The 12025-nt window shown below is 46.0% G+C and carries 9 protein-coding genes; 5 read left to right on the forward strand and 4 right to left on the reverse strand.

The annotated features are described in order from the left end of the window. Positions 1-204: 204 nt before the first annotated feature. Positions 205-2475: a 5-methyltetrahydropteroyltriglutamate--homocysteine S-methyltransferase gene (gene metE, locus ASG89_RS20265; RefSeq protein ID WP_057312896.1), complete on the forward strand. Its 2271-nt coding sequence runs from the start codon at positions 205-207 to the stop codon at positions 2473-2475. A 27-nt stretch (positions 2476-2502) separates the two neighbouring features. Here the strand turns inward: metE and ASG89_RS20270 are convergent, their stop codons facing one another. From ASG89_RS20270 to ASG89_RS20280, 3 genes are all read right to left on the reverse strand, one after another. After that, on the reverse strand, positions 2503-3444 hold the full coding sequence (locus tag ASG89_RS20270; RefSeq protein ID WP_057312897.1) for a LysR family transcriptional regulator: 942 nt from the start codon (positions 3442-3444) through the stop codon (positions 2503-2505). Positions 3445-3521: 77 nt separating this feature from the next. Beyond that, the gene (locus tag ASG89_RS20275; protein WP_057312898.1) at positions 3522-4103 is read right to left on the reverse strand and encodes a TetR/AcrR family transcriptional regulator; all 582 of its coding nucleotides are present in this window, start codon (positions 4101-4103) and stop codon (positions 3522-3524) included. A gap of 43 nt (positions 4104-4146) precedes the next feature. Continuing rightward, positions 4147-5418 carry a phytoene desaturase family protein gene (locus ASG89_RS20280; RefSeq protein WP_057312899.1) on the reverse strand — a complete coding sequence of 424 codons (1272 nt, stop codon included), beginning with the start codon at positions 5416-5418 and terminating at the stop codon, positions 4147-4149. A gap of 263 nt (positions 5419-5681) precedes the next feature. Between ASG89_RS20280 and ASG89_RS20285 the strand changes: the two genes are divergently transcribed. Further along, positions 5682-6950 carry an S-adenosylmethionine decarboxylase related protein gene (locus tag ASG89_RS20285; protein WP_057312900.1) on the forward strand — a complete coding sequence of 423 codons (1269 nt, stop codon included), beginning with the start codon at positions 5682-5684 and terminating at the stop codon, positions 6948-6950. A gap of 167 nt (positions 6951-7117) precedes the next feature. Here ASG89_RS20285 and ASG89_RS20290 read toward each other — a convergent pair whose 3' ends face one another. After that, on the reverse strand, positions 7118-7900 hold the full coding sequence (locus ASG89_RS20290) for an alpha/beta fold hydrolase (RefSeq protein ID WP_235549846.1): 783 nt from the start codon (positions 7898-7900) through the stop codon (positions 7118-7120). Between the two features lie 402 nt (positions 7901-8302). Between ASG89_RS20290 and ASG89_RS20295 the strand changes: the two genes are divergently transcribed. Genes ASG89_RS20295 through ASG89_RS20305 form a run of 3 tightly spaced genes read left to right on the forward strand, consistent with a single transcriptional unit; the run spans position 8303 to position 11950 of the window. After that, entirely contained in the window at positions 8303-9106 is an 804-nt protein-coding gene (locus ASG89_RS20295; protein WP_057312901.1) for a hypothetical protein, read from the forward strand. A 7-nt stretch (positions 9107-9113) separates the two neighbouring features. Further along, on the forward strand, positions 9114-11312 hold the full coding sequence (locus ASG89_RS20300; RefSeq protein WP_057312902.1) for a sensor histidine kinase: 2199 nt from the start codon (positions 9114-9116) through the stop codon (positions 11310-11312). Further along, entirely contained in the window at positions 11309-11950 is a 642-nt protein-coding gene (locus ASG89_RS20305) for a response regulator transcription factor (RefSeq protein ID WP_057312903.1), read from the forward strand. The genes ASG89_RS20300 and ASG89_RS20305 overlap by 4 nt, the downstream gene beginning before the upstream one ends. The last annotated feature ends 75 nt before the right edge of the window (positions 11951-12025 follow it).

Below are 12025 nucleotides of genomic sequence, written 5' to 3' on the forward strand. Positions count from 1 at the left end.
CACAGTGTTTCTTTCTGTGCAATTACATATTTATAGTTGAACCCGGCAGATTTTGCCGGGTTTTTGTTTTGTACTTATATGCTGTTGCCTTAACCTACCTTCCATATAAAAAAACTATACCCTGATATAGTTTTTATGTGTTTTCCGATAGCATCTTCCCCGCTCTATAATCAAATCATCATTCAGAGCAGGGAGAGATTGAAATTGAAAACATCCATTATCGGGTATCCAAGAGTCGGATCATTACGAGAGCTTAAATTTGCATCCGAAAAATATTTTAAAGGCGAGATTACAATCCATGAATTGCAGCAGACGGCCACCGGTCTAAGAGCCAGCCATTGGAAACGACAACAAGAGAACAGTATCGACTTTATCCCATCTAACGATTTTTCCTTCTATGATGGGCTGCTCGATACGGCGTGCTTGTTCAACATCATTCCGGAACGCTACCAAGCGCTGAAACTTAGCCCATTAGAAACGTATTTTGCTATGGCCAGAGGGTATCAAGGCGAACAAGGCGACGTTAAAGCATTAGCCATGAAAAAATGGTTCAACACGAATTATCACTACATGGTTCCCGAAGTCGACGATTCCACAAGCATTCAATTGGTAGGTACGAAGCTATTCGATGAATTCTTGGAGGCTAAGCAGCTCAACATCACGACGAAGCCCGTGTTAATCGGAGCATTCACGTTATTGAAGCTTGCTAAATATACCGGTGCCAAACAAGCCCGCGACTTCATTCAAGAAACAGCAGAGGCTTATGTGAACGTGCTGACAAAGTTAAACGACCTCGGCGCCAATTGGATTCAACTGGATGAACCGGCACTGGTAACGGATCTGACCAAAGAGGATCTTGTGCTCTTCTCGGACCTGTACGCACGAATTCTATCTGCCAAAGGCAGCATCAAGGTTATCGCTCAAACGTACTTCGGGGACGTTAGAGACTGTTATCAAGAGCTGCAAGCTCTACCATTCGACGGAATTGGCATCGATTTTGTCGAAGGAAAGCAATCTTTGGAACTCGTGCGGCAAATCGGATTTTCGAATGATAAAGTGCTATTCGCTGGCGTCGTGAACGGCAAGAACATTTGGAGAAACAAATATACAAACACAATCTCACTTGTGCAAGAGTTGAAAGGGCATGCCAATCATCTGGTGCTTAGCTCCTCCTGTTCGCTCCTGCACGTGCCTTACTCCTTACAACACGAAACGAAGTTGTCTGAGGAGAATAAACATTATTTTGCGTTCGCCGAAGAAAAACTTCGTGAATTCGCGGAGCTCAAAGCAATCTTGACGGATGCAGATCCTTATTCTGCTGATTTGTATCTTCGAAACGAAGAGCTCTTCAATGGCGTCCGTTTCAAGGGTAATGAGACCGTACAGACGAGAACGGCAACCTTGACAGATGCGGACTTCACGAGACTGCCAGCCTTCGCGGAACGGGAAGCGCTTCAGAATGCCAAGTTCAAGCTGCCACCCCTGCCGACAACAACCATTGGCTCGTTTCCACAAACAGCCGAGGTTAGAGCGAACCGGTTCGCCTTCAAGAAAGGTTCCATCTCCGAGGAGCAGTATAAACAGTTCAACTTCGACAAGATCGCAGAATGCATCGCAATTCAAGAAGAAATTGGCTTGGACGTGCTGGTCCATGGCGAATATGAGCGCAACGATATGGTTGAATACTTCGGTGAGTGCTTAGACGGTTTTATTTTCACAGAAAATGCTTGGGTGCAGTCCTATGGAACAAGATGCGTAAAGCCGCCGATTGTGTGGGGAGATATTAGCCGCTCCAGACCAATGACAGTCGAATATTCAGCCTATGCGAAGAGCTTGACCAACAAACCGGTAAAAGGGATGTTAACCGGTCCCGTCACAATTCTTAACTGGTCCTTCCCTCGCGAGGATATTAGCTTGCAAGACAGCGCCATCCAAATTGCGCTTGCGATCAGAGACGAAGTACTGGATCTGGAAGCTAATCATATTGAAATCATTCAGATCGACGAAGCTGCACTACGCGAAAAACTGCCACTCCGACAATCGGATTGGCAAGCCGAGTACTTGAGCTGGGCCATCCCTGCTTTCCGATTGGTTCATAGCGGCGTGCAGGCTGATACACAAATTCATACCCATATGTGCTACAGTCAATTCAGCGATATCATTCGAGAAATCGATGACATGGACGCTGACGTCATTACGTTTGAAGCATCCCGGTCGGACCTTGCGATTATCGATGCTATCAATGCGTGCGGATTCCAAACAGAGGTTGGTCCAGGGGTTTACGATATTCATTCTCCGCGCATTCCTAGCGTGGATGAACTCAAGCAGGGGCTGTTCCGTATGCTGGACAAAATCGAGGTCGCTAAGCTGTGGGTGAATCCCGACTGCGGACTGAAGACACGCGGGGTAACTGAAACTTGGGCTAGTCTAAGACATTTGGTTCAAGCTGCAAAAGAAGTTAGAGAAACGTTGTAATCATATACGTAACGAAAGAGGATGAACTCAGTCGAGTTCATCCTCTTCGCTTAGAATCGGATAACCATAATCGGAGATGACGCTTTTCAGCTTCCGAACATAGTCCGCGGCGAGCAGACTTAAATTGGCTTTCTTATTGGTGATATATCCAATCTGCATATTCGATTCCGTTCTCAGGCGCACCGATTTAATGTGCTCTCCGTTCAAGTCCTCATTGATCACACCCGAACTGATCGTATACCCGTTTAACCCGATGAGGAGATTAAATAATGTCGCTCGATCGCTTACCAAGATTTTCTTTTTGTACGACCTCGTGCTTAGAATTTCCTCCGAAAAGTAAAAAGAATTGAATTCACCTTGCTCGAAAGAGAGACATGGGTACTCGTCTAAATCCTCAATTTCAAACATCGTCTTAGCAGCAAGCGGGTGCGCGGAACTAATAAAGACGTGGGGCTCAGCTACGAACAGCGGGTGGAATCCCAGCGCGCTTTCTTTTAATATTTTCTCAATAACCTTCCGGTTAAAGTCATTAAGATATAGGATACCGATCTCGCTGCGCATATTACGTACGTCTTCGATAATTTCATATGTTCTAGTTTCGCGCAGCGTACATTCATACTCGTTCGTGTTCAAGTCTTTCAATAAGCTGACGAACGCTTGAACGGCAAAGGCATAATGTTGCGTCGATATGGCGCATAACTTTTTGGAAGGTTGCTTGTTCATATACCTTTGCTCTAGAAGTTCTGCCTGCTCAACGACTTGCCTCGCATAGGATAAAAATTCAGCTCCTTCATTCGAAAGCACGATTCCCTTAGACGAACGCATAAAAATGTCTACGCCAATTTCCTGCTCTAATTCTTTCACTGCGCTAGATAAGCTGGGTTGAGAAATAAACAGTTGCTTGGCTGCCTCGCTAATAGAACCGCAACTCACTATGGCTAGAATATATCTTAATTGCTGCAAGGTCATTCGTATCAGTCCTTATGAAGTGTTGCTTTCAGTATAACGTATTTCAGCAACAATACGCTTTCGAATTTTCGGTCGGATCACATAAAAGTCAGCCTCGTAATCATATCCTTCATCGTTCTTTTTCGGATCGCGATGACTTCCTCTTCGGAGATATTCCCGTAAAACTTCCGAATCGCCTTGTGATGAGAGAAATAAAAATAAACCGCACCTAGTAAACTCACAACGAAATCTTCCGGATGATCGACCTTCCTACATTCGCCAGTCTGGACGCCAAGCTGGTACAACCCCATCACCATCTCAAAAAAGAAATTTTGGCTATGAAGCTGTTGAAATATGTCTCGATCTTGCGCGACGCTTTGATCCATAATCTTCACGAAATACGGGTTATAATGAAGAAAATCAATGAAATGTTCCATGACTTGAATCAAGTTTTCGCGAACGGATGTACCTGTAGGTTCAATTGAAACGGGAACCGCTTTTTCGAACAAGTCGTTAATAACCGCCGTGAATAATTCTTCCTTACTTTTAAAATGGTAATAAATTAATGCCTTGTTAACACCGGCTATCTTTGAAATATAATCGATTCTAGCCCCATCATATCCTTTTTCCGCAAATTCCTGTAAAGAGGTTTGAAGAATTTTTTCTTTTCCCTGACCCATGCATGGATTCCTCCATTTAACAATATCATACTTCCTAACTCGTTTAGGATAATAAGTCCGCTACTTTCTTCGCGCTATCATAGCAAGGCATACCAAGCGCTCCCGACCCTTGTGTAGAATCTCCCACCAGATATAATCCCCGAACGGCTCGGCTTTGGAAAGGCAATAGTTTGGCATTCGTTCTTCTGGCGATTCCGTTCACCATAGCTCTGTTTATCATCCGTTTATTTACCACGTACTTTTCCCATCCAGGATATACGCTATGGAGCAAAGTATCAAATGCAGCTTGAGACAACTTCGCGTGACTGTCGTCTAACTGTTCCTGTTCGCTCAAAAATTTGAGACCGTTGATCAACTGCCCGCCAGGGGGGACGGAAGAAGGATTGTTTAAGCCGTAATCATTTATATAGAAGCCTCCATCAAGATCCAACAAATTACCGATATCGCTGCGGAGCCTCTTGGATAACATGATATCATAAACGAACACATATTGAGCCGCTTGATTGATATACCCGCCGAACTCATCTGCAAGAGATGGATAACTTAATAGCTTACCTAACTCTTTCGGAGGTACATTCAGCACCACTTCATCGAAATCATGCCGTTCCCCCGCACAAACGACACCTGTCACTCGGTCATCCTCAACAATAAGATCCGAGACGGTTTTCCCCAATAGAATACTGCCCCCATTTTGCGTAATTGCTTTTTGCAACTCACCCAGGAGGACGTCATACCCCATATAGCTTAAAGGCTCGTTTTTTTCATACTCGGGGGCGGTTAACTCAACAAAACGGTTCATAGAGAACAAGTCGAGTGCGCCGTCGTAGACCGATAACGATGCATAAGCTGAAAGGACTTTGGCGATCTCGGGGTTACTCACGTTCTCCCGGATCCATTGGGCTACGGACATGTTTTGCGGAAAAGACGGTGCTTGCTTAACCATCTGGTAAAATTGCTTCAGACATTTCATATGATTGAATAGACCCGAAATAGCGGGAGAGGTCAGCGCACCGAAGCCGAGCGGACTTGAGATGACTTTGCCTTCCATAAAGAGCTTAAATTTGGACAAGCTCGCCTTCCTATACTCCATCTGCAGTTCCAGTTCTTGAACTATGGAACGCATAGGTTCCTGCTTAGGAGCTAATACCGCATGGGCGCCATAACTCATTTTAAAGCCATTCATGGAAAGGACATGACTTCTGCCACCCAGAATCGGTGCACGTTCCATAACAACAACCTGGTTCCCTCTTTTCACTAATAAAGCCGCCGTCACTAATCCGCTTAGACCCGCTCCTACGATACACACTTTCTTCATACTTCTAGCCTCCTCATAAAAACTAACTAAAATTTTAGTTTAAATTTATCATTGCAGTACCCCGCATACAATGTCAAAAGTATTATAATCGTGAACGTTTTGGGAAATTTTACATGTGACATAAGTCTACAATTACCACTTCTTCAACCTCTTAATCTAGTTTTTTATTAACTTCCTTATTCATGGGTAGAAGCACTTACGTTGCGATTAGTAGAATCATATATTAAACATACAGCATGAATGACATTGAAGGAAGTGATGAGATGTTGAATTGTACAGGCCCTTGTTCCATTACGATATTAGGCAGCAGCGGAGGTGTTGCTAAAGCGGTACTAGCCATTCTAAATCAATCCGTTCAGGATAAAAATGACCCTATCTACCCTATCATAAGCCATTCGCAACTTCACCTCATTGACATTTATCAAAAGGATAAAGCGTATTTTGATCAACTATTCCCCCATCTTTCGGGTCTAATCAAGCTCCACCAGCTAGATCTTAAGAATGTCAGCAACTTTCGGAAACACCTTACTAAAACAAATACAAAATTAGTCATTGATGTATCATGGGCCGATACGATTGAGATGCTTAACTGCTGCAACGAATTGGGCATATTGTACGTCAATTCAGCCCTTGAAAATGCGCAAGTGGATGAGGACGAGAGCTTATACGGTTTTCCCCTTGCTGAGCGATATACTAGATATAAAACTAGAAAAACTGATTTTACCCATACAACGGCCATTACATGCTCGGGTATGAATCCCGGTATCGTACAATGGATGGCGCTAAAACTGATGCATGAAAATCCAGACAAAAAACCTTTAGCCTGCTACATTGTTGAACATGATACTTCCTTTTTTGCAGACCAATCATTAATTGAACCTAACACCATTTATACTTCTTGGTCGGTCGAGTGTTTCCTGGATGAATCAATATTAAGCTATCCGATGTTTGTCCATCATCATTTGCCTCATTATTTATATGAAGAAGTCTATGCAATGGAATACAAAGTAAGGTTAGGAGACAAGGAATTTTACGGATGTCTGATGCCGCATGAAGAAGTACTAACACTAGGTGAATTATTTGATATACAGATTGGATTTATTTATCGCGTTAGTGAATATACAACGGAATTAATCAGAAACAATTTAGATCATGTCGACGATTTATGGGATTGGAACCAGCGCATAATTGATCCAGAAAAAGGCGAGGTTGAAGGCGAAGACCTCGTTGGGGTTCTTTTGGTTTACGAGGATATGGAAAAGTTTATGTACAATTCGATGAAAAGTAGTGACATTTATGCGGAGCACAAAACGAATGCCACCTATTTTCAAGTCGCATGCGGTATTTATGCAGGCTTGGCCAGTCTGCTCCTAGATGATATTCCTGTAGGTATTTATCATGTTGATGAGCTCCTGCTCAATACCGAAAGCAAGTACGGAGAATATCTCACGTACCATATGACCGACTTTGTCGTGGGAGAAAATAAACAATCTGATGGATTACTTCATCAAAGGTTGAAATGGATTATATAACTGATCTCGATCAATACTACGAAACACGGTCACCCGAGTCACTGTGGGAAAGGTCCCCAGCGATCTTTCCCACAGTGGCCTCACCTCCACCCTACGCAAGTTAAAAGGCACCTGCCTAGGTGCCTTCCCCAGATTCTTATTCTATTCCACCATAGCTCCTGCCTGCCCTATCTAAAAAATTCCGATAGCAACGGCAGTAGTTTTTTTGCACTAACCATGTGGTTTTGGCCTGTAAGCTGTGAGTACTTTGCATTGGGAATTGCATCCGCCAATTGCCGGGCGACATCATGTAATCCTGTGGGACTCTTCTCGCCAACGCCGATTAAAGCTGGAACGGTTACTTTAGCAGCTCTTTCGACGGGAGCTAAGTCCTGCGTGAGCGCAATATCGTAAGCTAAGGTTGGCGCAAGTGCTTTCATCTTCTGCCAGCCGGGAAATAGCGGCAATAGCCACACGAACACTCGCGGCATTCCAATCCCCTTCAGAAAGGTACGCATAGCCTCTGCATGATTGCCGTCGTCGAGCAGCTCTTGCACGATCTGACTTAGTTGCTGATATTCTGCCTTTTCTTTCTCGTCGTGCACATATGACGCATCGTACATCGCTACCTTTTGCACTTTGTCACCAAGCCTGAGCGCAGCTTCAAGCGCCAACACGGCACCCGAAGAATGGCCGTATACATACGCGGTGCCGCCGGATGCATCGATCATGGCTTCAATGTCTTCGATTTCACGCTCCAGCGAATAGGGCAGCGTATTCCCGCTATCGCCGCGTCCGCGGCGATCGTAATTATAGACGGTAAAGGATGTGGCAAATACTTTGGCATCCTGCACGATCGGCTTAAAAGAGCGGTAACAGGAAGCTCCCGTGACGTAAATAAGCGCCGGGCCGCTGCCGTAGACATCGTACGCTAATGTTGTGCCGTCTTTGGACTGCGTTGATTTCATCATCACGCCTACTTCCTTTTTCAAAGTTTGGGTATAGGTTTATAGATGTTGATCTGAAATTTGCTTTCATTTTATATAGACGAATAAACGATTATGAAATCATCGGTCCAGCCCTAAATTTGCCGATAAACCAAACCTAGCAAACAATTGAGGGTCAATGAAATGATGAACATGCGCGATTTGACCGCTTTGAATCTCAAGAACATGTATGCTCCACGGCAAACACAGAGCATTGTCTCCTGTACCGCATCTTCCGCTATCGTTAGTTCATACAGCAGGAATTATGTCTCTTAACACGAATTAACTTCCTGACGTCTTTCCCGAACGATTGGGAATTTCCCTCTATTCCTTATGGATCTTATTTCGATATGCTGATCTCATGAAGAATGAGAGGGGATAGATGAAATGAACACTGTAGTAATTAAGAACGAACAACCGAAGGGTTGGAAGCAGATCGGGTTCGTTGCAACTGCTTTATTATTTGTCTTATTTGATTTTTTCTTCTTAGAGGGAGCCACAGAGGCGTTGGAGCCTTGGTTGCCTTCGGATTGCGGGGGCTGCAACGGCGAGTCGTTCGTGCCCGATTCTTATCGCTGGTTTGCTGTTTCGCATGGTGCGCTATTGGCCTTAATGTTCGGGGGGAGCCTGATTGCCTTGCTGCGCCGACCTTTTGAGAAGCCGATGCTGCTTCACTTCTATGCAGTGGGTCATCTTCTGTTTCTGGCGTCATTCGCTGCAACTGCACCGAAACTCGCGATTGGGAAAGCTTTTGTATTCGTGATGTTCGCGCTGATACTATCAATCTTGTTCGCGTTCTACCACAAGCGTGCTGCCGCGATAAAGCTCGCTGCGCCCACCGGTTACTCCAGCCCACTGCTTGTGTTGACGACGATTGCAGCAATTTTTCTAATTCCCATAGCCATCCATGCAGGCATTCAGCAATGGTCGGAGACAGGGGAATATTTCGGCTGGGGCGAGCATACGGCCATGCTGTTTGTATTGTTGTATGGCAGCTTTTTAACAGCTTCGCAGCGTGCCGGTTCTTATGCACTCGGAATTATCGTTAGCCTTACATTTATGTACCTTGGGGTTTCGGCACTTGCGGTACCAGACCACCCGGGCAGTTGGGGAATCGTAGGAGGAATCACATCTATTCTCTTCGGCGTAGTCTATGTCTCCGTCATGATTTACAGCAATCGTATGAGGTGAATTCACTATGCAGGCTTTGCGTAATCCATCACTCGAGATACAATCAAGCCCCGTCGGCCACCGCCACTCCCGGTGGCTATTTGCGCTGTATACCGGGAGTATCTCAATTAATCTCCTTCTGATCCTATGTTATTTGGCATCATTGCCATCCTACTATTCCTATCTACTGGAATCATGCTTTAGCTCGAATCGGATTTGCTCGGGTACGACGATAAGCGTCTTATCCTTAGAGTGGAAAGAGACTCTTGGGCTTACTGAATCAGGCCTGGCCATCCTTCATATCGGAATCGACTTGTTCTATTTCTGTTGTTTTGCATTCGTTGCTGCGCTGATTATGATCTTGAAGCCCAAAGATGTACTCGGCTCAATTGCTGCTTTTACGCTCGTGAGTTTCGTATTCGGAAATGTCGTCTTTCACCAGTGGGAAGAATCGGATATACTCGTTCCCCTCGCGCAGATTGCCGGGATATCAGGCTTCATGTGCCTGGCCTTGCTATTTCCGAGCGGTCGAATTACCCGCAGATGGATTGGGTGGACCGCCGTCCTTGCCTTCCTTGTCCGCTATGTGCCCGATTACTTGCCTTTTCGTGTGATGCATATCGACAATTGGCCATTGGGGCTGTCGCTTGGCTGGCTTATTTTATTTTTCGGCACGCTGGCCTATAGTCAATTTACGCAATATCGTGCAAATGTCTCACCGAAGGCAAGACAGGCCATTCGAAAAGTTGCCTTCGGTTTTATCAGCGCTTTCGGAGCATTAATTGGTGTGAACCTATTGCTAATCGTGTGGCCCCAGCTCTATAAGAGCGAACTATTCTGGCTAGATCTCTCCATTCGACTAACGATGCTGCCCATTCCTATTGCACTTGGCTCTGCCTTGCTAAAAGACCGCTTGTGGGGGGTTCCCCCCATCGTTCGCAGAAGTTTCGTTTACGCAACGCTGCTCGTCATGCTATTCGGCATTTATTTGACGACGGTGTGGTATCTGGCACTTGTATTTCAATCCCAAAGTGACGTCTATCCGCTAATCGCAACAGGGCTGGTCGCGGTCTTATTCACCCCATTGAAGGCAAGTCTGGAGAAGCTGGTAAACAGATTCGTATATGGCAAAAGAGAAAATCCCGTCTCTTTCCTGGTCGGTCTTGGTGATCGATTGAAGGAGCCCTATGCGCCAGAACAGGTTCTTGGAACGGTCGTCATGACGATACAGGATATGCTGAAGCTGCCTCATGCCTCCATAACAATACTGGTCAATGATCGTGAGCAAGAAGCGGCGATAGCCGGATGTCCACGCGAACCGGAGTCCCTCCGGTTTCCGTTAGTTGTGGGAGGACAAGAACTCGGCAACCTCTATGTCTCCCCCCGGTCATCCGATGAACCGCTGAGCCGTTCCGATATGCGCCTGCTCCATATGCTGGGCAGGGAATCTGCCCGAATCGTTCATGGACTTCAACAGTCTCTTGATATCAACCGCCTCATGCAAGAGCTGCAAGTATCAAGAGAGAAGCTGATCTTCGCCAGGGAAGAGGAGCGGCGCTCCTTACGCAACAATCTGCACGATGACTTGGCTCCGAAGCTCGCTTCTCTTGCCCTTACCGCATCGGCAGCAGGCGCATTGATTCACAAAGATCCTCCACGAGCAAAAGGTATTGTCGCCGAGCTCGAATCCGATATTCGGGTCATCGTCAGCGAAGTTCGTGAATTCGTCCATAACCTCCGGCCTCCGGCATTGGATCAGTATGGTCTCGTTGAAGCTATTCGCCAGCGGGCAGATCGTCTGATGTATGTAATGAATGCGCATAGTACGGATGAAAGTAAGCAGATTCAACTGGAAGTGTCATCGCCTCAGGTGCTGCCCCTGTTACCTGCTGCCGTTGAAGTTGCCGTGTACCGTATCGTATCCGAAGCGTTGACCAATGCTGTCAAACATTCGAAAGCACGCACGTGCCAGGTTACGATTGCGATGCATACGAGGATGCAGATCGATGAGCTTTATGTGGAAATTATGGACGATGGGGTTGGCATCTCCGATGCGATTCGAACGGTGTCCCATGCCTCGGAAGGTGGGATCGGTTTAACATCCATCCGGGAGAGAGCCGCAGAACTAGGAGGACGGAGTCAGATTGTGGTTGCTGAAGGCGGAGGAACGAGGGTCGCGGCATGGCTGCCCTTGCAATTTCATACAGATGGGAGTGTCTCAGAATGAGAACGTGGAAAATATTAATAGCCGATGATCATCCCATGTACCGCAAAGGACTCAAAACCGTTTTGGAAACGGTAGAGGATATGGTAGTCGTAGGCGAGGCAACAAACGGCGAGGAAGCGATTACTCTATGCGGCCAGGTATCGCCTGATGTCATCTTGATGGATATCCGAATGCCCGGCATAAACGGAGTAGCAGCAGCCAATCAGATTAAATCGAATCACCCGGACGTGCAGATTATTTTTCTGACGATGCACCAGGACGATTCATCGGTCCTTACCGCCTTAAAGACGGGAGCGAGAGGCTACCTTCTCAAGGATGCTGATACGGACGAGATCATTCGCGCTATTCGCTCGGTTGCCGCGAAAGAAGCCATATTCAGTGCGGAGGTAGCGGAGCGAATGATTGATTATGCAACCCGGCCAACCTCCACTCTTGACCGATTCACCCAACTGACGTCCCGGGAAAAAGAAGTTCTACATTTCATTGCCGAGGGATATTCGAACAGTGAAATAAGCAAAGAGCTTGGATTGACCACAAAGACCGTATCCAACTATGTGACGTTGGTGCTCAATAAACTTCACGCCACCGATCGTACTGCAGCTGCGCAAATGGTGAAGGAAGCGAGAAATAATCCTTGATGATATACAGCAAACCGGCTCCTTTTTAATTCGTCCTGTAGGGCTTTTCTTCAAGGGATGAAGAAGACGCATCAT

This window comes from Paenibacillus sp. Soil766 (genome assembly GCF_001428105.1).
Classification (GTDB): domain Bacteria; phylum Bacillota; class Bacilli; order Paenibacillales; family NBRC-103111; genus Paenibacillus_E.